Origin of the sequence: Bartonella sp. A1379B, from assembly GCF_002022485.1 — a bacterium.
Classification (GTDB): Bacteria; Pseudomonadota; Alphaproteobacteria; order Rhizobiales; family Rhizobiaceae; genus Bartonella; species Bartonella rochalimae.
Genome location: NZ_CP019780.1, coordinates 169,971 through 195,303, shown reverse-complemented (window position 1 = coordinate 195,303; position 25,333 = coordinate 169,971). Strand labels below are relative to the sequence as shown.

5 protein-coding genes are annotated in these 25,333 nt (G+C 40.6%); all 5 read right to left on the bottom strand.

Annotated features, from left to right (window positions below; translation table 11 throughout):
- Window positions 1-118: 118 nt before the first annotated feature.
- Window positions 119-841 (bottom strand): RlmE family RNA methyltransferase, encoded by a 723-nt coding sequence (locus tag BA1379B_RS00780; protein ID WP_035006307.1) that lies wholly within the window; start codon window positions 839-841, stop codon window positions 119-121.
- A gap of 457 nt (window positions 842-1,298) precedes the next feature.
- Complete coding sequence (locus tag BA1379B_RS00775) at window positions 1,299-1,538, bottom strand: hypothetical protein (protein WP_035006308.1); 240 nt, start codon at window positions 1,536-1,538, stop codon at window positions 1,299-1,301.
- A 548-nt stretch (window positions 1,539-2,086) separates the two neighbouring features.
- A complete protein-coding gene (locus BA1379B_RS00770; RefSeq protein ID WP_078692293.1) occupies window positions 2,087-2,659 on the bottom strand; it encodes an invasion associated locus B family protein in 573 nt (190 codons plus the stop codon).
- Between the two features lie 17 nt (window positions 2,660-2,676).
- Window positions 2,677-9,420 carry a YadA-like family protein gene (locus BA1379B_RS06965; protein WP_236829063.1) on the bottom strand — a complete coding sequence of 2,248 codons (6,744 nt, stop codon included), beginning with the start codon at window positions 9,418-9,420 and terminating at the stop codon, window positions 2,677-2,679.
- Between the two features lie 491 nt (window positions 9,421-9,911).
- On the bottom strand, window positions 9,912-25,037 hold the full coding sequence (locus BA1379B_RS06960) for a YadA-like family protein (protein ID WP_236829062.1): 15,126 nt from the start codon (window positions 25,035-25,037) through the stop codon (window positions 9,912-9,914).
- Window positions 25,038-25,333: the final 296 nt, after the last annotated feature.

The following is a 25,333-nucleotide window of genomic DNA, read 5'->3' as shown; positions in this document are numbered from 1 at the left end:
TTTATTTTATGGGTTTTTATTCTGTACAAAAAACAAACAATAATTACTATAAATTGATTAAAAAAGTTTTTGTGTTATCAATCAAATCAAATAACTTTTAGCTTTTTATATATAAAAGCTATTTTTGTGTTTCAGTTATACCCTTAAATTCAAGAGCTAAAAGATAAAGTTCAACTGATTCTGCTCGGCTTGCAGGAGGTTTGACATGATGAACCGTTTTAAAATTCTGTTTTAATGTAGTGAGAAGAGTATTCTCTGCTCCTCCCTGAAAAGCCTTTGCTAAAAAATGACCTCCAGGTTTAAGAACGGAAAGAGCAAAATCCGCAGCCACTTCACATAAATATACTGTTCTTAAATGATCCGTTTGACGATGCCCCGTTGTTGGTGCTGCCATATCAGAAAGCACTATATCTGGCTGTTCTCCTAAAGCATTCATCAACTTCTGCGGTGCATTTTCATGTAAAAAATCCATCTCCAATATGACAACTCCCGGTAGTGGATCCATTGGTAAATAATCAATACCAACAACACTAGGCTTTTGATCACTTGATTCCACTTTACGGGCTGCAACCTGACACCATCCCCCAGGAGCAGCTCCTAGATCAATGATTTTCTGGCCTTTTTTGAAGATCTTATAACGCTCATCAATTTCAATAAGTTTATAAGCGGACCGTGAACGATAACCATCCACTTTTGATTGATGAACATAAGGATCATTCAAATGCCTCTCTAACCATCGCCGTGATGATGCTTTAATCGTTCCTGCTTTCTTTTTCACACGCTGATATAGCACATGTGATCCCGAACCACCTCTACCACCTTTTGATGTTGTTTTTTTCATAAACTTACTATTTCTACATTCTGATAATTTTTAATACTTAAAACACTTGTTTTTATGATGATATCCCAAACACTATCATTCAACATTCAGTTGTAGTAAAATTTCTTACTTTGCTTCATAAGCTGCGACTCTTGAATCACTCACTGAATAAAATTTAAATACCATCTAAAATAGCACAACTCGCTCAAACTACATTTTTCCTTTTGTCTTCAATACAAAAAGTAGTTACCCATTTTTCTATATCCTACAACAATAAATTTTTTATCATAAGGATCGTAGCTACTTAAGCTCTTGATCAAAAAATCCTCAATTTGGCTCTGATCATACTCTTTGTAATTGAGATGGATCCCTACTCAATAAAATCATTATTATTCCAGAAGTTCCCAAAAGATAAAATTTTAAGCCTTGCAATAAAATGTCTCATCTATAAGGATCTGAAAAATTCTCACATAATTTTTCAAGGATCTGAAACCATCTGACCACATATCTTTTTTCTAAAAATTAAAAAATTGAATGAGCATAACAACTCAAATAAATAAAAATACCCAATCTGTTTCTTCTCAACAATCTTTAATTCAAGACCAGTTTCATCTAAAATACGCTCAATAAAACAGCATGTATCCACTGCAACTAAACGATAACATTTAATGAGTCTTTTCTTCAATTTTAAACGACAAACTTTTAACCCTTCAGTCACATAATTTATTGTTTTTATAATAAAAAATCATCTTTTTTCTAACCTTAAAATCAATGAACAAGTCGCGCGATAAGAAAACGACAATTACTGGTTTGCAAACCAATTGCCACATAAAAGATAAAGATTTTAAATGAGAAAAATTTTTGATGTTACAACTGCAACTATTTAATCATACAATTTATGCACTCTATCCAGTTGAATAAGAATATTGATCTCCACCATTTCTTGCGTGGTTGCTGTTGCTTCATAATAAAATAAAGTTAACTTTATCTACCACAACACAAAACGATTATTTAATCATTCCTACGAAAATACACACTTTCTTCTTAAGAGTGTTTATCATGTAAAATTGATATACAAAAATATACTCTTTTTCTAAAATCTATTAAACTTATCTATAAAAATAAAATACAATTGTTCTTGATATTATATATACTTAAAAGTAAATATAGCTGATCAGTTTTTTTATTTTATTATTTCAATTCAAAAAAAATAATGACTACTTAGCTAAAATAAAAATCTCTTTTTTCTTCAGCTTATTACATCTCTTATCGTTGTAAAGAAAATAGTGCTTCACTCAACCCATTAAATGGTAAAATAAAAGAGAGTGTTTTTCCTTCTTTAAGGTTATAAGAAATACGTACACTCTTCTTTTTTTCTATTTGATCACTTAAGATAGGACTCAAACCTGACTGTGCTAAACAGACTGTTTCATCACACTGCGTATAACGAACCAAACTAGGTTCTTTAATACCTTCCATAAATATTTTTATAGGGACAGTCGTATCAGCATTTGGCAATGTACGGAAGAGTATAGCTGGTTGACCATTTTTTGTAGAAACAAGAGACCAACTAAAAACTGTATTATCTTCTTCATCATGGACCGTTTGCGTTACATTACATACACCTTGGTTCAAGATTGTGTTTTCATCACAAATTAAGGTCCAATTATAAAACTGCATAATGAGTCGTCGTATTTCTCCAGGTTTTCCTGACGGAACAGACAATTGAGGTGGCTGCACTGTATATGTATTATTTTTTTCATGAGCAAAGCTTTCCCCTTTGCCTAATAAGGCAAAGGGGAAAAAAATACTTACAAAAACACTCGAACGTTTTATCATTATTATTTATCTCATCATTACTTCAGTCTTACACTTATACCTGCGCCTATACCCCAATGACCACCCGCAGTTGTTACAGAGAAATTAGAGCGAATATCTCCACTTTCAGATGTATAGCCAGCACCGAACGCAATTGCAGATTGGCTGTGCCATGAACCGCTACTAAATGCAACACTTAATGCACCAGGAGCATCTTCATAACGCAAATTAGCTGCTGCTAGACCAATAGCTGCTGCTTGTCTTGCTTCCTTTTTTACGCCCTCAATATTATAATTCAGGCTCTCAAACTTCATGTCAGTGTAATCTTTAGCTTCCTGTACCTTCTCGTCTGTATACTTCTTTGAATCATCGAGAACAATTGCCATTTTCTCATACAATTGACCTCCATTAATAGCTTCTTTCGAATCTTTCTCAACTTTACCATCACCAACATTATCAATCACAACAGGTGCACTGGCATCGCCTCCTACTAACGTAACTTTATTGGTTTTCTTCCCATCCTTATCTTTATCATATTGAACTGCTCCCTCTGCCTTCTGATTAGTTTCATTCTGGAACTTGTCAAATTCATTTTCAAGTTTATCGACTCTTTGATTCGTATCCCAAAGTTGTCCACCATTAACTGCTTCAGTAGAGCCTTCGCTTACATCACCATCTTTCACACCAGTAATTGTTGTGCTTTCCATTTTTCCATCTTTATTTTTACGGCTTGCATCATAAGCACCTTTATTCTCATCCCATTTTATCGTATCATCTTTTGTCTGTTCTACCTGATTTTTGACATCATCTAAACGATTATTCAAATTTTTCAGACCTTCATTAACACCATCAAAAGCACTAGCTACACTCTTATACTCTTTGTCTTCCGGTCCACCACCTTTACCACCAAAATTGAATTGAACAATATTAAACGTGGGACCAGTCCATACACCATCTTTATATTCAGCTCCCCCACCTAAATATTTAGCAAGTTGCATGTTTGCTTCATCAAATCGTGTGTTTGTTTTATAAAGCTGTGCTCCTGTGATCGCTTCAGTCGAGCTCGCTGAAAGCGTTCCATCTTTCAAGCCAGAAAGCGTCCGACCTTCTCCATCTTGGTTCGTAAGATTAATTTCCGTTCCACCTGTCTTCGCACCTATCGTAATGCGGCCACTCTCATCTTCACTTTTTTCTTGTTGTATAAGATTAGTCTCTAAAGCTGTTGTGAAGGAGCTGCTAATATTCTCTAAAGCATCCGCTACATTCTTATATTCTTTCTTTTCTGTAGAACCATCTTCTTGTAGCACATTAATCGTGAAAGTAGGATCTACCCATTTTCCATCTTCATAGCCCGCTCCGCCACCTAAATATTCAGAGACCTTCTTATTCGTAAGGTAAAGTTGGTTTCCAGTAACTGCCTGGTTCGAGCCTTCCGAAATAGCTCCATCACCCAAACCAGAGAGAACACGTGCAACTGACTGATTATTCAATAAACTAATTTCCGTACCACCCGTCTTCGCACCTATCGTGATACGACCACTCCCATCTTCACTTTTCTCTTTTTGAACAAGGCTCTTACTTCCAGATCCTGATAGTTCCTTATAAATATCTGAAAAGGAACTATCAACGCCAGCAAAAGCTTCACCCACATTACTGTAATCATTACCCTGGACTTTATAACTTGGTGCTATGCCTCCAAGAATATCCGCTCCGCCTCCTAAATATTTCGACGTATTATTTGCAATCGTTGAGACATCTCCTTGGACTTTATCCATACTCGTGCTCAAATTAGAAACTGTTTCTTTTGTCTCTTTCAGATTGCTATCAACTTCATAAAGCTGTTTTCCAGTAACTGCTTCAGTCGAACTGTCAGAAAGCTCTCCATCTTTCAAGCCAGAAAGCGTCCGAACTTCTCCATCTTTGTTCGTAAGATTAATTTCCGTTCCACCTGTATTCGCACCTATCGTAATGCGGCCACTCTCATCTTCACTTTCTTCTTGTTGAATTAGGTTTGTCTCTACAACCGTCGTAAAGGAGCTGCTAATATCCTTTAATGCATCCGCTACATTCTTATATTCTTTCTCTTCTGTAGAACCATCTTCTTGCAGCACATTAATCGTGAAGGTAGGATCTGCCCATTGCCCATCTTCATAGCTCGCTCCTCCACCTAAATATGCAGCAAGTTTTGTGTTTGTTTCATAAAGCTGGTTCCCAGTAACAGCCTGATTCGAGCCTTCCGAAATAGCACCATCACCTAAACCAGAAAGAACACGTGCAACTGACTGATTATTCAATAAACTAATTTCCGTTCCACCCGTCTTCGCACCTATTGTAATACGATCATTCTCTCCTTCTTCTTGTTGAACAAGGCTCTTACTTCCAGATCCTGATAGTTCCTTATAAATATCTGAAAGGGAACTATCAACGCCAGCAAAAGCTTCACCCACATTACTGTAATCATTACCCTGGACTTTATAACTTGGTGCTATGCCTCCAAGAATATCCGCTCCACCTCCTAAATAGGATGAGGCATTCTTCGCAATCTTTTTGGCATCATCTTGGACTTTTGTAACATCTTGTGTAGTCTTAGTAAGCTTGTTATCAACTTCATAAAGCTGTTTTCCAGTAACTGCTTCAGTCGAACTGTCGGAAAGCGTTCCATCTTTCAAGCCAGAAAGTGTACGACCTTCTCCATCTTGGTTCGTAAGATCAATTGCCGTGCCACCAACTTTCGAACCTATCAGGATGCGACCATTGCCACTCTCTTCTTGTTCTTGCTCAACAAGACTACCCCCTGCTACACTCGCAATCTTTGAATAAATATCTGTAATCGAACCATCAACACCAGCAAACGCTGAGCCTACATCATGATGCTCTGTATTCTGGACTTTATATGTTGGAGCTTCACCACCAAGAATATTCGATCCGCCTCCCAAATATTTTGATGTATTGTTTGCAATCGTTGAGACATCTCCTTGGATTTTCGTAACATCGCCTTGGACTTTATCCATACTCGTAGATAAATTTGCTACGTTTTGCGTGGTCTTAGTGAGCTTGCTATCAACTTCATAAAGCTGTTTTCCAGTAACTGCTTCTGTCGAGTTTTCTGAAAGTTCTCCATCTTTCAAGCCAGAAAGCGTCCGACCTTCTCCATCTTGGTTCGTAAGATTAATTTCCGTTCCACCTGTCTTCGCACCTATCGTAATGCGGCCACTCTCATCTTCACTTTCTTCTTGTTGAATTAGGTTTGTCTCTACAACCGTCGTGAAGGAGCTGCTAATATCTTTTAATGCATCCGCTACATTCTTATATTCTTTCTCTTCTGTAGAACCATCTTCTTGTAGCACATTAATCGTGAAAGTAGGATCTACCCATTCTCCATCTTCATAGCCTGCTCCGCCACCTAAATATTCAGAGACCTTCTTATTCGTAAGGTAAAGTTGGTTTCCAGTAACTGCCTGGTTCGAGCCTTCCGAAATAGCACCATCACCTAAACCAGAAAGGACACGTGCAACTGACTGATTATTCAATAAATTAATTTCCGTACCACCAACTTTCGAACCTATCGTAATACGACCTTTGCTACTCTCTTCTTGTTCTTGCTCAACAAGACTACCCCCTGCTACACCCGCAATCTTTGAATAAAGATCTGTAATCAAACCATCAACACCAACAAATGCTGAACCGACATCATGATGATTTGAACCTTGAATCTTATAAGTTGGAGCTTTTCCACCAAGAATGTCCGCTCCACCTCCTAAATAGGCAGAAGCGTTCTTCGCAATCGTTGAGACATTTCCTTGAACTTTTGTAACATCCCCTTGGATTTTTGTAATATCACCTTGGACTTTTGTAACATCTTGTGTGGTCTTAGTGAGCTTGGTATCAACATCATAAAGCTGTTTGCCTGTAACCGCTTCTGTCGAACTGTCTGAAAGCTTTCCATCCTTCAAGCCAGAAAGCGTACGACCTTCTCCGTCTTTGTTCGTAAGATTAACTTCCGTACCACCAACCTTCGAACCTATCAGGATGCGACCGCTTTCATCTTCACTTTCTTCTTGTTGAATTAGGTTTGTCTCTACAACCGTCGTGAAGGAGCTGCTAATATCTTTTAATGCATCCGCTACATTCTTATATTCTTTCTCTTCTGTAGAACCATCTTCTTGTAGCACATTAATCGTGAAAGTAGGATCTACCCATTCTCCATCTTCATAGCCTGCTCCACCACCTAAATATTCAGAGACCTTCTTATTCGTAAGGTAAAGTTGGTTTCCAGTAACTGCCTGGTTCGAGCCTTCCGAAATAGCACCATCACCTAAACCAGAAAGGACACGTGCAACTGACTGATTATTCAATAAATTAATTTCCGTACCACCAACTTTCGAACCTATCGTAATACGACCTTTGCTACTCTCTTCTTGTTCTTGCTCAACAAGACTACCCCCTGCTACACCCGCAATCTTTGAATAAAGATCTGTAATCAAACCATCAACACCAACAAATGCTGAACCGACATCACGATGATTTGAACCTTGAATCTTATAAGTTGGAGCTTTCCCACCAAGAATGTCCGCTCCACCTCCTAAATAGGCAGAGGTATTCTTCGCAATCGTTGCGACTTCTCCTTGGACTTTTGTAACATCCCCCTGAACTTTCGTAACATCCCCCTGAACTTTCGTAACATCCCCTTGGATTTTTGTAATATCACCTTGGACTTTTGTAACATCTTGTGTGGTCTTAGTGAGCTTGGTATCAACATCATAAAGCTGTTTGCCTGTAACCGCTTCTGTCGAACTGTCTGAAAGTTCTCCATCCTTCAAGCCAGAAAGCGTACGACCTTCTCCGTCTTTGTTCGTAAGATTAACTTCCGTACCACCAACCTTCGAACCTATCAGGATGCGACCGCTTTCATCTTCACTTTCTTCTTGTTGAATTAGGTTTGTCTCTACAACCGTCGTGAAGGAGCTGCTAATATCTTTTAATGCATCCGCTACATTCTTATATTCTTTCTCTTCTGTAGAACCATCTTCTTGTAGCACATTAATCGTGAAAGTAGGATCTACCCATTCTCCATCTTCATAGCCTGCTCCGCCACCTAAATATTCAGAGACCTTCTTATTCGTAAGGTAAAGTTGGTTTCCAGTAACTGCATGGTTCGAGCCTTCCGAAATAGCACCATCACCTAAACCAGAAAGGACACGTGCAACTGACTGATTATTCAATAAATTAATTTCCGTACCACCAACTTTCGAACCTATCGTAATACGACCTTTGCTACTCTCTTCTTGTTCTTGCTCAACAAGACTACCCCCTGCTACACCCGCAATCTTTGAATAAAGATCTGTAATCAAACCATCAACACCAACAAATGCTGAACCGACATCATGATGATTTGAACCTTGAATCTTATAAGTTGGAGCTTTCCCACCAAGAATGTCCGCTCCACCTCCTAAATAGGCAGAGGTATTCTTCGCAATCGTTGCGACTTCTCCTTGGACTTTTGTAACATCCCCCTGAACTTTCGTAACATCCCCTTGGATTTTCGTAATATCACCTCGGACTTTTGTAACATCTTGTGTGGTTTTAGTGAGCTTGGTATCAACATCATAAAGCTGTTTCCCTGTAACCGCTTCTGTCGAACTATCCGAAAGCTTTCCATCCGCCAAACCAGAAAGCCTCCGACCTTGGCCTTCTTTATTCGTAAGATCTATTGCTGTTCCACCAACTTTCGAGCCTATCGTGATACGACCGCTCTCCCCTTCTTCTTGCTCAACAAAGTTATCCCCTGCTACATTCGCAATCTTTGAATAAAGATCACTAATCGAGCCATCAACACCCTTAAATGCCGATCCTACATCACGATGATTTGAACCTTGAATCTTATAAGTTGGAGCTTTCCCATCAAGAATGTCCGCTCCGCCCCCTAAAGAGGCAGAAACATCATTTGCAATCTTTGCTGTCCATTGTCTTAAAGCCTGCAGCTGAGCAACATTCACAGCATCAGTATCCTTTATCCCAGCTGCTACTCCGGTAAGTAGTCGTGAGCTTCCATTAGCAGGATCAGCAATAGAGACTATCCCGAGAGTAAATCTCCATATATAATCAGTCTTAGCCGACATACCATCTTTCCAAGCATCATAACCTGGTGCACGAAGGATTCCACCAGCCACAGATTGAGAACCTAAAGCAACCGATTTACTTGCATCGGCACGAGCATCAAAACCTATAGCGATAGAATGAGTCATTACCTTAGCCCCACTACCGATACTAATTTCCGAACTTTCCGGAAGCAATGCCCCTGTCGACCTATTACTCAAAACACGTGTCTCATACACATCAAGAACTGTATTTTTACCATCAACAGTCCAAGTGGCTTGTTGAACTCCAAAACCACGAGAGCACCAATTATCAAATTTGTGATGTGTAAGAAGATTTACATAACTTTCCTCACTGATTATCTTCTTTGAATCAGAGGAATTAGAAACAACGATATTGTCGATACCACAGTAACGATTACTCGCAAAAACAGAATCACGAGATTTTTTTGAAGCTTTCTCAGGAGCTTTTAAGGAAATCACACCTGTGCCCTTAAGACTCTGTGAACTTTGTATCGTTGTTTGCTGCTCTGTTGGAGAAAAATTAGATGCAACGACAGGCGCAACACTCGATAGGAGCGCTGCCATAGCTATTCCTAATGAAGCAGCTTTCAACAAAGGTGAACGACGAGAAAAAGAATATCCCCTTAAATCACCGCTTTTTAAGATAAGATATGATTTTTTCATAAGAAATCCTCCAATAATAAAAAATGTTTTTTTGACATCAAAAAGACACATTTAGGGGTTATTGAAGAACATGAGATGAGGTAGTAGTCATTTTAAGAATTCTTCAATTAATGAGATTGTAGTTTTTTTGTTTAGGGTTTGGTGCATTTTATAAAGATTTTTTGGTTAGAGTGATTGACATTAAAAAGACATAATTTTGTTTTAGTAGTTTGTATTGTGGTTTTATAGAGTTTATTTTTAAGAGGTTGGTTTGTTTTTGGTTTAATAGTAAAGTGTATTTTAATTATAGTTATAGAAATTAACAGTTGGTCTTATTGTGTCTATTGTTATTGCCATTGCGTGTCTTATAGAGCATAAATGGTGAGATCTCAAGTATTTTTTTGGATTTTATGTTTTTTTTAAGTATTTGGACATTTTTTTGCCAAAAAAAACTTCCGCTTTTGATTATAAAGCGAAAGTTCTTTGTTTAAAATTAGCTGTTATTTAGGGGGTTAATTAAGTGTAAATTGTATACCTCCACCTATACCCCAATTTGTGCCTGAATTTGTTATAGAAATATTAGAGCGTATATTACCGTTTTCAGATGTATAGCCAGCACCAAAAGCAAAGGCAGATTGGTTTCTCCATAAACCGCTACTAACCGCAATGCTTAGTTTTCCAGGCATTTCATTATAACGAAGATTAGCTGCTGCTAGACCAATAGCTGCTGCTTGTCTTGCTTCCTTTTTTACGCCCTCAATATTATAATTCAGGCTCTCAAACTTCTTATCAGTGTAATCTTTAGCTTCCTGTACCTTTTCGTCTGTATACTTCTTTGAATCATCGAGAACAAGTGCCATCTTCTCATACAATTGACCTCCATTAATAGCTTCTTTCGAACCTTTCTCAACTTTACCATCACCAACATTATCGATCACAACAGGTGCACTGGCATCGCCTCCTGCTAACGTAATTTTATTGGTTTTCTTCCCATCCTTATCTTTATCATATTGAACTGCTCCCTCTGCCTTCTGACCAGTTTCATTCTTAAAATCATTAAATTCATTTTCAAGTTTATCAACTTTTTGATTCGTATTCCAAAGCTGATTCCCGGTAACTGCTTCAGTAGAGCCTTCGCTTACATCACCATCTTTCACACCAGTAATTGTTGTGCTTTCCATTTTTCCATCTTTATTTTTACGGCTTGCGTCATAAGCACCTTTATTCTCATCCCATTTTATCGTATCATTTTTTGCCTGTTCTGTCTGATTTTCGACATCACCTAAACGATTATTCAAATCTTTCAGACTTTGATTAACACCATCAAAAGCACCAGCTACACTATTATACTCTTTGTATTCCGGTCCATTAGCTTTACCACCAAAATTAAATTGAACAATATTAAACGTAGGAGCAGTCCATACACCATCTTTATATCCAGCTCCACCTCCTAAATATTCAGAAAGTTGCATGTTTGCTTCATCAAATCGTTTGTTTGTTTTATAAAGCTGTGCTCCTGTGATCGCTTCAGTCGAATCCTCTGCTATATCTCCATCAAGAAGAAACTTAAGTTTACTATTTTTTTCTTGTCCTTTTTTACCATGACGTGCAACAAAAGCCTGCTCACTATCACTCCACAATAAGCTATTTTGTGCAACATTTTCAGTACTTTCAGTCATTTCTTGACGGATCTCTGTCAATGTTGTGTCAACGCCAGCAAAGGCCTCACCTACATTACTATAATCACTACCCTGGACTTTATAACTTGGCGCTATACCTCCAAGAATATCCGATCCGCCTCCCAAATAGGATGAGGCATTCTTCACAATCGTTGTAACATCTCCTTGAACTTTATCCATACTCGTAGAAAGATCAGCTACGTTCTTGCTCACATCAGAAACTTTTTGCGTGGTTTCAGTTAGCTTGGTGTCAACTTCATAAAGCTGTTTGCCTGTAACTGCTTCTGTCGAACTGTCAGAAAGCTTTCCATCCTTCAAGCCAGAAAGCGTACGACCTTCTCCGTCTTTGTTTGTAAGATTAACTTCCGATCCACCCGTCTTCGAGCCTATCGTGATACGACCACTCTTATCTTCACTTTCTTCTTGTTGAATTAGGTTTGTCTCTACAACCGTCGTGAAGGAGCTGCTAATATCCTTTAATGCATCCGCTACATTCTTATATTCTTTCTCTTCCGTAGCGCCATCTTCTTGTAGCACATTAATCGTGAAAGTAGGATCTACCCATTCCCCATCTTCATAGCCTGCTCCGCCACCAAAATATTCAGAGACCTTCTTATTCGTAAGGTAAAGTTGGTTTCCAGTAACTGCATGGTTCGAGCCTTCCGAAATAGCACCATCACCTAAACCAGAAAGAACACGTGCAACTGACTGATTATTCAATAAACTCATTTCCGTGCCACCCGTCTTCGCACCTATCGTGATACGACCGCTCTCCCCTTCTTCTTGTTGTACAAGGCTCTTACTTCCAACACCCGAAAGTTCTTTATAAATATCTGAAAGGCTATCATCAACACCTGCAAATGCTTCTCCTACATTACTGTAATCACTACCCTGGACTTTATAACTTGGTGCTATACCTCCAAGAATATCCGATCCACCTCCTAAATAGGATGAGGCATTCTTCGCAATCGTTGTAACATCTCCTTGAACTTTATCCATACTCGTAGAAAGATCAGCTACGTTCTTGCTCACATCAGAAACTTTTTGCGTGGTTTCAGTTAGCTTGGTGTCAACCTTGTAAAGCTGCTTCCCGGTAACTGCTTCAGTTGAACGACCTGAAAGCTTTCCATCTTTCAAGCCAGAAAGGGTTCGACCTTTGCCGTCTTTGTTCGTAAGATCAACTTTCGTGCCACCCGTCTTCGTACCTATCGTGATACGACCACTCTCCCCTTCTTCTTGTTGTACAAGGCTCTTACTTCCAACACCCGAAAGTTCTTTATAAATATCTGAAAGGCTATCATCAACACCTGCAAATGCTTCTCCTACATTACTGTAATCACTACCCTGGACTTTATAACTTGGTGCTATACCTCCAAGAATATCCGATCCACCTCCTAAATAGGATGAGGCATTCTTCGCAATCGTTGTAACATCTCCTTGAACTTTATCCATACTCGTAGAAAGATCAGCTACGTTCTTGCTCACATCAGAAACTTTTTCAGTTAGCTTGGTGTCAACCTCATAAAGCTGCTTTCCAGTAACCGCTTCTGTCGAACTGTCTGAAAGCTTTCCATCCGTTAAGCCAGAAAGCGTACGACCTTTGCCGTCTTTGTTCGTAAGATCAACTTTCGTGCCACCCGTCTTCGCACCTATCGTGATACGACCGCTCTCCCCTTCTTCTTGTTGTACAAGGCTCTTACTTCCAACACCCGAAAGTTCCTTATAAATATCTGAAAGACTACCATCAACACCTGCAAATGCTTCTCCTACATTACTGTAATCACTACCCTGGACTTTATAACTTGGTGCTATACCTCCAAGAATATCCGATCCACCTCCCAAATAGGATGAGGCATTCTTCGCAATCGTTGTAACATCTCCTTGAACTTTATCCATACTCGTAGAAAGATCAGCTACGTTCTTGCTCACATCAGAAACTTTTTCAGTTAGCTTGGTGTCAACCTCATAAAGCTGCTTTCCAGTAACCGCTTCTGTCGAACTGTCTGAAAGCTTTCCATCCGTTAAGCCAGAAAGCGTACGACCTTTGCCGTCTTTGTTCGTAAGATCAACTTTCGTGCCACCCGTCTTCGCACCTATCGTGATACGACCGCTCTCCCCTTCTTCTTGTTGTACAAGGCTCTTACTTCCAACACCCGAAAGTTCCTTATAAATATCTGAAAGACTACCATCAACACCTGCAAATGCTTCTCCTACATTACTGTAATCACTACCCTGGACTTTATAACTTGGTGCTATACCTCCAAGAATATCCGATCCGCCTCCCAAATAGGATGAGGCATTCTTCGCAATCGTTGTAACATCTCCTTGAACTTTATCCATACTCGTAGAAAGATCAGCTACGTTCTTGCTCACATCAGAAACTTTTTCAGTTAGCTTGGTGTCAACCTCATAAAGCTGCTTTCCAGTAACCGCTTCTGTCGAACTGTCTGAAAGCTTTCCATCCGTTAAGCCAGAAAGCGTACGACCTTTGCCGTCTTTGTTCGTAAGATCAACTTTCGTGCCACCCGTCTTCGCACCTATCGTGATACGACCGCTCTCCCCTTCTTCTTGTTGTACAAGGCTCTTACTTCCAACACCCGAAAGTTCCTTATAAATATCTGAAAGACTATCATCAACGCCTGCAAATGCTAATCCTACATTATTGTAATCATTGCCCTGGACTTTATAAGTCGGCGCTTCTCCACCAAGAATATCCGATCCACCCCCTAAATAAGATGAGGCATTCTTCGCAATCGTTGTAACATCTCCTTGAACTTTATCCATACTCGTAGAAAGATCAGCTACGTTCTTGCTCACATCAGAAACTTTTTCAGTTAGCTTGGTGTCAACCTCATAAAGCTGCTTTCCAGTAACCGCTTCTGTCGAACTGTCTGAAAGCTTTCCATCCGTTAAGCCAGAAAGCGTACGACCTTTGCCGTCTTTGTTCGTAAGATCAACTTTCGTGCCACCCGTCTTCGCACCTATCGTGATACGACCGCTCTCCCCTTCTTCTTGTTGTACAAGGCTCTTACTTCCAACACCCGAAAGTTCCTTATAAATATCTGAAAGACTACCATCAACACCTGCAAATGCTTCTCCTACATTACTGTAATCACTACCCTGGACTTTATAACTTGGTGCTATACCTCCAAGAATATCCGATCCGCCTCCCAAATAGGATGAGGCATTCTTCGCAATCGTTGTAACATCTCCTTGAACTTTATCCATACTCGTAGAAAGATCAGCTACGTTCTTGCTCACATCAGAAACTTTTTCAGTTAGCTTGGTGTCAACCTCATAAAGCTGCTTTCCAGTAACCGCTTCTGTCGAACTGTCTGAAAGCTTTCCATCCGTTAAGCCAGAAAGCGTACGACCTTTGCCGTCTTTGTTCGTAAGATCAACTTTCGTGCCACCCGTCTTCGCACCTATCGTGATACGACCGCTCTCCCCTTCTTCTTGTTGTACAAGGCTCTTACTTCCAACACCCGAAAGTTCCTTATAAATATCTGAAAGACTACCATCAACACCTGCAAATGCTTCTCCTACATTACTGTAATCACTACCCTGGACTTTATAACTTGGTGCTATACCTCCAAGAATATCCGATCCACCTCCTAAATAGGATGAGGCATTCTTCGCAATCGTTGTAACATCTCCTTGAACTTTATCCATACTCGTAGAAAGATTAGCTACGTTCTTGCTCACATCAGAAACTTTTTCAGTTAGCTTGGTGTCAACCTCATAAAGCTGCTTTCCAGTAACCGCTTCTGTCGAACTGTCTGAAAGCTTTCCATCCGTTAAGCCAGAAAGCGTACGACCTTTGCCGTCTTTGTTCGTAAGATCAACTTTCGTGCCACCCGTCTTCGCACCTATCGTGATACGACCGCTCTCCCCTTCTTCTTGTTGTACAAGGCTCTTACTTCCAACACCCGAAAGTTCCTTATAAATATCTGAAAGACTATCATCAACGCCTGCAAATGCTAATCCTACATTATTGTAATCATTGCCCTGGACTTTATAAGTCGGCGCTTCTCCACCAAGAATATCCGATCCACCCCCTAAATAAGATGAGGCATTCTTCGCAATCGTTGTAACATCTCCTTGAACTTTATCCATACTCGTAGAAAGATTAGCTACGTTCTTGCTCACATCAGAAACTTTTTCAGTTAGCTTGGTGTCAACCTCGTAAAGCTGCTTTCCAGTAACCGCTTCTGTCGAACTGTCTGAAAGCTTTCCATCCGTTAAGCCAGAAAGCGTACGACCTTTGCCGTCTTTGTTCGTAAGATCAACTTTCGTGCCACCCGTCTTCGCACCTATCGTGATACGACCACTCTCCCCTTCTTCTTGTTGTACAAGGCTCTTACTTCCAACACCCGAAAGTTCTTTATAAATATCTGAAAGGCTACCATCAACACCTGCAAATGCTTCTCCTACATTACTGTAATCACTACCCTGGACTTTATAACTTGGTGCTATACCTCCAAGAATATCCGATCCACCTCCTAAATAGGATGAGGCATTCTTCGCAATCGTTGTAACATCTCCTTGAACTTTATCCATACTCGTAGAAAGATCAGCTACGTTCTTGCTCACATCAGAAACTTTTTCAGTTAGCTTGGTGTCAACCTCATAAAGCTGCTTTCCAGTAACCGCTTCTGTCGAACTGTCGGAAAGCTTTCCATCCTTCAAGCCAGAAAGCGTACGACCTTCTCCATCTTTGTTCGTAAAATTAACTTCCGTACCACCAACCTTCGAACCTATCGTAATACGACCTTTGCTACTCTCTTCTTGTTCTTGCTCAACAAGACTACCCCCTGCTACACCCACAATCTTTGAATAAAGATCTGTAATCGAACTATCAACACCAACAAATGCTGAACCGACATCATGATGATTTGAACCTTGAATCTTATAAGTTGGAGCTTCACCACTAAGAATATCTGCTCCACCTCCTAAATAGGCTGAAGCATTCTTCGCAATCGTTGACACTTCTCCTTGGACTTTCGTAACATCGCCTTGAACTTTATCCATACTCGTAGAAAGATCAGCTACGTTCTTGCTCACATCAGAAACTTTTTCAGTTAGCTTAGTATCAACCTCATAAAGCTGCTTTCCAGTAACCGCTTCTGTCGAACTGTCGGAAAGCTTTCCATCCTTCAAGCCAGAAAGCGTACGACCTTCTCCGTCTTTGTTCGTAAGATTAACTTCCGTACCACCAACCTTCGAACCTATCAGGATGCGACCGCTTTCATCTTCACTTTCTTCTTGTTGAATTAGGTTTGTCTCTACAACCGTCGTGAAGGAGCTGCTAATATCTTTTAATGCATCCGCTACATTCTTATATTCTTTCTCTTCTGTAGAACCATCTTCTTGTAGCACATTAATCGTGAAAGTAGGATCTACCCATTCTCCATCTTCATAGCCTGCTCCACCACCTAAATATTCAGAGACCTTCTTATTCGTAAGGTAAAGTTGGTTTCCAGTAACTGCATGGTTCGAGCCTTCCGAAATAGCTCCATCACCCAAACCAGAGAGAACACGTGCAACTGACTGATTATTCAATAAATTAATTTCCGTGCCACCCGTCTTCGCACCTATCGTGATACGACCACTCTCCCCTTCTTCTTGTTGTACAAGGCTCTTACTTCCAACACCCGAAAGTTCTTTATAAATATCTGAAAGGCTACCATCAACACCTGCAAATGCTTCTCCTACATTACTGTAATCACTACCCTGGACTTTATAACTTGGTGCTATACCTCCAAGAATATCCGATCCACCTCCTAAATAGGATGAGGCATTCTTCGCAATCGTTGTAACATCTCCTTGAACTTTATCCATACTCGTAGAAAGATCAGCTACGTTCTTGCTCACATCAGAAACTTTTTCAGTTAGCTTGGTGTCAACCTCATAAAGCTGCTTTCCAGTAACCGCTTCTGTCGAACTGTCGGAAAGCTTTCCATCCTTCAAGCCAGAAAGCGTACGACCTTCTCCATCTTTGTTCGTAAAATTAACTTCCGTACCACCAACCTTCGAACCTATCGTAATACGACCTTTGCTACTCTCTTCTTGTTCTTGCTCAACAAGACTACCCCCTGCTACACCCACAATCTTTGAATAAAGATCTGTAATCGAACTATCAACACCAACAAATGCTGAACCGACATCATGATGATTTGAACCTTGAATCTTATAAGTTGGAGCTTCACCACTAAGAATATCTGCTCCACCTCCTAAATAGGCTGAAGCATTCTTCGCAATCGTTGACACTTCTCCTTGGACTTTCGTAACATCGCCTTGAACTTTATCCATACTCGTGGAAAGATCAGCTACGTTCTTGCTCACATCAGAAACTTTTTCAGTTAGCTTAGTATCAACCTCATAAAGCTGCTTTCCAGTAACCGCTTCTGTCGAACTGTCGGAAAGCTTTCCATCCTTCAAGCCAGAAAGCGTACGACCTTCTCCGTCTTTGTTCGTAAGATTAACTTCCGTACCACCAACCTTCGAACCTATCAGGATGCGACCGCTTTCATCTTCACTTTCTTCTTGTTGAATTAGGTTTGTCTCTACAACCGTCGTGAAGGAGCTGCTAATATCTTTTAATGCATCCGCTACATTCTTATATTCTTTCTCTTCTGTAGAACCATCTTCTTGTAGCACATTAATCGTGAAAGTAGGATCTACCCATTCTCCATCTTCATAGCCTGCTCCACCACCTAAATATTCAGAGACCTTCTTATTCGTAAGGTAAAGTTGGTTTCCAGTAACTGCATGGTTCGAGCCTTCCGAAATAGCTCCATCACCTAAACCAGAAAGAACACGTGCAACTGACTGATTATTCAATAAATTAATTTCCGTGCCACCCGTCTTCGCACCTATCGTGATACGACCACTCTCCCCTTCTTCTTGTTGTACAAGGCTCTTACTTCCAACACCCGAAAGTTCTTTATAAATATCTGAAAGACTATCATCAACGCCTGCAAATGCTAATCCTACATTATTGTAATCATTGCCCTGGACTTTATAAGTCGGCGCTTCTCCACCAAGAATATCTGCTCCGCCTCCTAAATAGGCTGAAGCATTCCTCGCAATCGTTGACACTTCTCCTTGGACTTTCGTAACATTTTGCGTGGTCTCAGTAAGCTTGGTATCAACCTCATAAAGCTGCTTTCCAGTAACCGCTTCTGTCGAACTGTCGGAAAGCTTTCCATCCTTCAAGCCAGAAAGCGTACGACCTTCTCCATCTTTGTTCGTAAAATTAACTTCCGTACCACCAACTTTCGAACCTATCGTAATACGACCTTTGCTACTCTCTTCTTGTTCTTGCTCAACAAGACTACCCCCTGCTACACCCGCAATCTTTGAATAAAGATCTGTAATCGAACCATCAACACCAACAAATGCTGAACCGACATCATGATGATTTGAACCTTGAATCTTATAAGTTGGAGCTTCACCACTAAGAATATCTGCTCCGCCTCCTAAATGGGCTGAAGCATTCTTCGCAATCGTTGACACTTCTCCTTGGACTTTCGTAACATCGCCTTGAACTTTATCCATACTCGTAGAAAGATCAGCTACGTTCTTGCTCACATCAGAAACTTTTTCAGTTAGCTTAGTATCAACCTCATAAAGCTGCTTTCCAGTAACCGCTTCTGTCGAACTGTCGGAAAGCTTTCCATCCTTCAAGCCAGAAAGCGTACGACCTTCTCCGTCTTTGTTCGTAAGATTAACTTCCGTACCACCAACCTTCGAACCTATCAGGATGCGACCGCTTTCATCTTCACTTTCTTCTTGTTGAATTAGGTTTGTCTCTACAACCGTCGTGAAGGAGCTGCTAATATCTTTTAATGCATCCGCTACATTCTTATATTCTTTCTCTTCTGTAGAACCATCTTCTTGTAGCACATTAATCGTGAAAGTAGGATCTACCCATTCTCCATCTTCATAGCCTGCTCCACCACCTAAATATTCAGAGACCTTCTTATTCGTAAGGTAAAGTTGGTTTCCAGTAACTGCATGGTTCGAGCCTTCCGAAATAGCTCCATCACCCAAACCAGAGAGAACACGTGCAACTGACTGATTATTCAATAAATTAATTTCCGTGCCACCAACTTTCGAACCTATCGTAATACGACCTTTGCTACTCTCTTCTTGTTCTTGCTCAACAAGACTACCCCCTGCTACACCCGCAATCTTTGAATAAAGATCTGTAATCGAACCATCAACACCAACAAATGCTGAACCGACATCATGATGATTTGAACCTTGAATCTTATAAGTTGGAGCTTCACCACTAAGAATATCTGCTCCGCCTCCTAAATGGGCTGAAGCATTCTTCGCAATCGTTGACACTTCTCCTTGGACTTTCGTAACATCGCCTTGAACTTTATCCATACTCGTAGAAAGATCAGCTACGTTCTTGCTCACATCAGAAACTTTTTCAGTTAGCTTAGTATCAACCTCATAAAGCTGCTTTCCAGTAACCGCTTCTGTCGAACTGTCGGAAAGCTTTCCATCCTTCAAGCCAGAAAGCGTACGACCTTCTCCGTCTTTGTTCGTAAGATTAACTTCCGTACCACCAACCTTCGAACCTATCAGGATGCGACCGCTTTCATCTTCACTTTCTTCTTGTTGAATTAGGTTTGTCTCTACAACCGTCGTGAAGGAGCTGCTAATATCTTTTAATGCATCCGCTACATTCTTATATTCTTTCTCTTCTGTAGAACCATCTTCTTGTAGCACATTAATCGTGAAAGTAGGATCTACCCATTCTCCATCTTCATAGCCTGCTCCACCACCTAAATATTCAGAGACCTTCTTATTCGTAAGGTAAAGTTGGTTTCCAGTAACTGCATGGTTCGAGCCTTCCGAAATAGCTCCATCACCCAAACCAGAGAGAACACGTGCAACTGACTGATTATTCAATAAATTAATTTCCGTGCCACCAACTTTCGAACCTATCGTAATACGACCTTTGCTACTCTCTTCTTGTTCTTGCTCAACAAGACTACCCCCTGCTACACCCGCAATCTTTGAATAAAGATCTGTAATCGAACCATCAACACCAACAAATGCTGAACCGACATCATGATGATTTGAACCTTGAATCTTATAAGTTGGAGCTTCACCACTAAGAATATCTGCTCCGCCTCCTAAATGGGCTGAAGCATTCTTCGCAATCGTTGACACTTCTCCTTGGACTTTCGTAACATCGCCTTGAACTTTATCCATACTCGTAGAAAGATCAGCTACGTTCTTGCTCACATCAGAAACTTTTTCAGTTAGCTTAGTATCAACCTCATAAAGCTGCTTTCCAGTAACCGCTTCTGTCGAACTGTCGGAAAGCTTTCCATCCTTCAAGCCAGAAAGCGTACGACCTTCTCCGTCTTTGTTCGTAAGATTAACTTCCGTACCACCAACCTTCGAACCTATCAGGATGCGACCGCTTTCATCTTCACTTTCTTCTTGTTGAATTAGGTTTGTCTCTACAACCGTCGTGAAGGAGCTGCTAATATCTTTTAATGCATCCGCTACATTCTTATATTCTTTCTCTTCTGTAGAACCATCTTCTTGTAGCACATTAATCGTGAAAGTAGGATCTACCCATTCTCCATCTTCATAGCCTGCTCCACCACCTAAATATTCAGAGACCTTCTTATTCGTAAGGTAAAGTTGGTTTCCAGTAACTGCATGGTTCGAGCCTTCCGAAATAGCTCCATCACCCAAACCAGAGAGAACACGTGCAACTGACTGATTATTCAATAAATTAATTTCCGTGCCACCAACTTTCGAACCTATCGTAATACGACCTTTGCTACTCTCTTCTTGTTCTTGCTCAACAAGACTACCCCCTGCTACACCCGCAATCTTTGAATAAAGATCTGTAATCGAACCATCAACACCAACAAATGCTGAACCGACATCATGATGATTTGAACCTTGAATCTTATAAGTTGGAGCTTCACCACTAAGAATATCTGCTCCGCCTCCTAAATGGGCTGAAGCATTCTTCGCAATCGTTGACACTTCTCCTTGGACTTTCGTAACATCGCCTTGAACTTTATCCATACTCGTAGAAAGATCAGCTACGTTCTTGCTCACATCAGAAACTTTTTCAGTTAGCTTAGTATCAACCTCATAAAGCTGCTTTCCAGTAACCGCTTCTGTCGAACTGTCGGAAAGCTTTCCATCCTTCAAGCCAGAAAGCGTACGACCTTCTCCGTCTTTGTTCGTAAGATTAACTTCCGTACCACCAACCTTCGAACCTATCAGGATGCGACCGCTTTCATCTTCACTTTCTTCTTGTTGAATTAGGTTTGTCTCTACAACCGTCGTGAAGGAGCTGCTAATATCTTTTAATGCATCCGCTACATTCTTATATTCTTTCTCTTCTGTAGAACCATCTTCTTGTAGCACATTAATCGTGAAAGTAGGATCTACCCATTCTCCATCTTCATAGCCTGCTCCACCACCTAAATATTCAGAGACCTTCTTATTCGTAAGGTAAAGTTGGTTTCCAGTAACTGCATGGTTCGAGCCTTCCGAAATAGCTCCATCACCCAAACCAGAGAGAACACGTGCAACTGACTGATTATTCAATAAATTAATTTCCGTGCCACCAACTTTCGAACCTATCGTAATACGACCTTTGCTACTCTCTTCTTGTTCTTGCTCAACAAGACTACCCCCTGCTACACCCGCAATCTTTGAATAAAGATCTGTAATCGAACCATCAACACCAACAAATGCTGAACCGACATCATGATGATTTGAACCTTGAATCTTATAAGTTGGAGCTTCACCACTAAGAATATCTGCTCCGCCTCCTAAATGGGCTGAAGCATTCTTCGCAATCGTTGACACTTCTCCTTGGACTTTCGTAACATCGCCTTGAACTTTATCCATACTCGTAGAAAGATCAGCTACGTTCTTGCTCACATCAGAAACTTTTTCAGTTAGCTTAGTATCAACCTCATAAAGCTGCTTTCCAGTAACCGCTTCTGTCGAACTGTCGGAAAGCTTTCCATCCTTCAAGCCAGAAAGCGTACGACCTTCTCCGTCTTTGTTCGTAAGATTAACTTCCGTACCACCAACCTTCGAACCTATCAGGATGCGACCGCTTTCATCTTCACTTTCTTCTTGTTGAATTAGGTTTGTCTCTACAACCGTCGTGAAGGAGCTGCTAATATCTTTTAATGCATCCGCTACATTCTTATATTCTTTCTCTTCTGTAGAACCATCTTCTTGTAGCACATTAATCGTGAAAGTAGGATCTACCCATTCTCCATCTTCATAGCCTGCTCCACCACCTAAATATTCAGAGACCTTCTTATTCGTAAGGTAAAGTTGGTTTCCAGTAACTGCATGGTTCGAGCCTTCCGAAATAGCTCCATCACCCAAACCAGAGAGAACACGTGCAACTGACTGATTATTCAATAAATTAATTTCCGTGCCACCAACTTTCGAACCTATCGTAATACGACCTTTGCTACTCTCTTCTTGTTCTTGCTCAACAAGACTACCCCCTGCTACACCCGCAATCTTTGAATAAAGATCTGTAATCGAACCATCAACACCAACAAATGCTGAACCGACATCATGATGATTTGAACCTTGAATCTTATAAGTTGGAGCTTCACCACTAAGAATATCTGCTCCGCCTCCTAAATAGGCTGAAGCATTCTTCGCAATCGTTGACACTTCTCCTTGGACTTTCGTAACATCGCCTTGAACTTTCGTAACATCCCCTTGGATTTTCGTAATATCACCTCGGACTTTTGTAACATCTTGTGTGGTTTTAGTGAGCTTGGTATCAACATCATAAAGCTGTTTGCCTGTAACCGCTTCTGTCGAACTGTCGGAAAGCTTTCCATCCGCCAAACCAGAAAGCCTCCGACCTTGGCCTTCTTTATTCGTAAGATCTATTGCTGTTCCACCAACTTTCGAGCCTATCGTGATACGACCGCTCTCCCCTTCTTCTTGCTCAACAAGGCTATTCCCTGCTACATTCGCAATCTTTGAATAAAGATCACTAATCGAGCCATCAACACCCTTAAATGCCGATCCTACATCACGATGATTTGAACCTTGAATCTTATAAGTCGGCGCTACATTAGAAAGAATGCCCGCTCCACCTCCTAAATAGGCAGAGGTATTATTCGCAATCGTTGAGACATCTCCTTGAACTTTTGTAATACCCCCCTGAACTTCCGTAACATCCCCTTGGATTTTCGTAATATCACCTCGGACTTTTGTAACATCTTGTGTGGTTTTAGTGAGCTTGGTATCAACATCATAAAGCTGTTTGCCTGTAACCGCTTCTGTCGAACTGTCGGAAAGCTTTCCATCCGCCAAACCAGAAAGCCTCCGACCTTGGCGTACTCGGTTCATAAAATTAATTTCCGTGCCACCCGTCTTCAAACCTATCGCGATAAGACTGCTCTCCCCTCCTTCTTGCTGTACAAGGGTATTCCCTGCTACATTCGCAATCTTTGAATAAAGATCTGTAATCGAACCATCAACGCCAACAAATGCCGATCCTACATCACGATGATTTGAACCTTGAATCTTATAAGTTGGAGCTTTCCCACCAAGAATGTCCGCTCCACCTCCTAAATAGGCAGAGGTATTCTTCGCAATCGTTGCGACTTCTCCTTGGACTTTTGTAACATCTTGTGTGGTTTTAGTGAGCTTGGTATCAACATTATAAAGCTGTTTGCCTGTAACCGCTTCTGTCGAACTGTCGGAAAGCTTTCCATCCGCCAAACCAGAAAGCGTACGACCTTGGAGTACTTGGTTCATAAAATTAATTTCCGTGCCACCCGTCTTCAAACCTATCGTGATACGACCGCTACCCCCTCCTTCTTGCTGTACAAGGCTATTCCCTGCTACATTCCCAATCTTTGAATAAAGATCACTAATCGAGCTGTCAACACCCTTAAATGCCGATCCTACATCACTATAACCTGAAGTTTGAATCTTATAAGTTGGAGTTTCATTACTAAGAATGTCCGCTCCACCTCCTAAATAGGTTGAAGCGTTCTTCGCAATCATTACTGTCCATTGTCTTAAAGCCTGCAGCTGAGCAACATTCACAGCATCAGTATCCTGTATCCCAGCTGCTACTCCGGTAAGTAGTCGTGAGGTTGGTATACGAGCAACAGGAGCAGCAATAGAGACTATCCCGTCATTATATTTCCATATATGATTACTTTTTACCGACAACTTATCTGTCCAAGGATCATAACCTGGTTGCTTTACGCTTACACCAACCTCAGATCCAGCACCTAAAGCAACCGAGCGTTCTATAACGACACGAGCTCCAGCACCTAAAGCAATCGAGCGGGCTGCATCGGCATAAGCATTATGACCTATAGCGATAGAAAAATCACCTGCCGCTTCAGCCCCAGAACCGACCCAAACTTCCGTACTTCTCGGAAGCCATTCATCTCCCAACCTATTATTCAAAACACGTGTCTCATACACATCAAGAACTGTATTTTTACCATCAACAGTCCAAGTGGCTTGTTGAACTCCAAAACCACGAGAGCACCAATTATCAAATTTGTGATGTGTGAGAAGATTTACATAACTTTCCTCACTGATTATCTTCTTTGAATCAGAGGAATTAGAAACAACGGAATCAGAGGAATTAGAAACAACGATATTGTCGATACCACAGTAACGATCACTCGCAAAAACAGAATCACGAGATTTTTTTGAAGCTTTCTCAGGAGCTTTTAAGGAAATCACACCTGTGCCCTTAAGACTCTGTGAACTTTGTATCGTTGTTTGCTGCTCTGTTGGAGAAAAATTAGATGCAACGACAGGCGCAACACTCGATAGGAGCGCTGCCATAGCTGTTCCTAATGAAGCAGCTTTCAACAAAGGTGAACGACGAGAAAAAGAATATCCCCTTAAATCACCGCTTTTTAAGATAAGATATGATTTTTTCATAAGAAATCCTCCAATAATAAAAAATGTTTTTTTGACATCAAAAAGACACATTTAGGGGTTATTGAAGAACATGAGATGAGGTAGTAGTCATTTTAAGAATTCTTCAATTAATGAGATTGTAGTTTTTTTGTTTAGGGTTTGGTGCATTTTATAAAGATTTTTTGGTTAGAGTGATTGACATTAAAAAGACATATTTACCTTATATTAAGGTTTAGGCGCTAAATTTAAGAAGAGAGACCTGTGTTATGGATGTTGTATAGGGTTTATAGATATTTTTTAAGATAAGAGTGATTTTG